Raw genomic sequence first — 244 nt, 5'->3', positions numbered from 1 at the left:
ACTGGTGTAAGAAACTGTCGGGTTCTGCAGGAGTTTGGGCAGGAATTAAAAGATGCCGTTTATCAAAATACAGGTCTGGCGGTTGGCGTTGGTATTGCCCAGACAAAGACGCTGGCGAAACTGGCGAATCATGCAGCCAAAAAATGGCAGAGACAAACGGGTGGGGTGGTGGACTTATCTAACCAGGATCGCCAGCGCAAACTGATGGCTGCACTGCCGGTTGATGAGGTCTGGGGAGTAGGGC

The 244-nt window shown here is 52.5% G+C and carries 1 protein-coding gene; it reads left to right on the top strand.

Annotated elements, in window-relative coordinates; all coding sequences use genetic code 11:
- Positions 1 to 244, top strand: a 244-nt coding sequence (locus JSN25_RS22155) for a Y-family DNA polymerase (RefSeq protein ID WP_479690806.1), incomplete at both ends; no start/stop codon positions are given.

This window comes from Citrobacter cronae (assembly GCF_016893685.1).
GTDB classification, from domain to species: Bacteria; Pseudomonadota; Gammaproteobacteria; order Enterobacterales; family Enterobacteriaceae; genus Citrobacter; species Citrobacter werkmanii.
The sequence above is the reverse complement of the archived record's forward strand: the minus strand, read 5'-3'. Positions and strand labels throughout refer to the sequence as shown.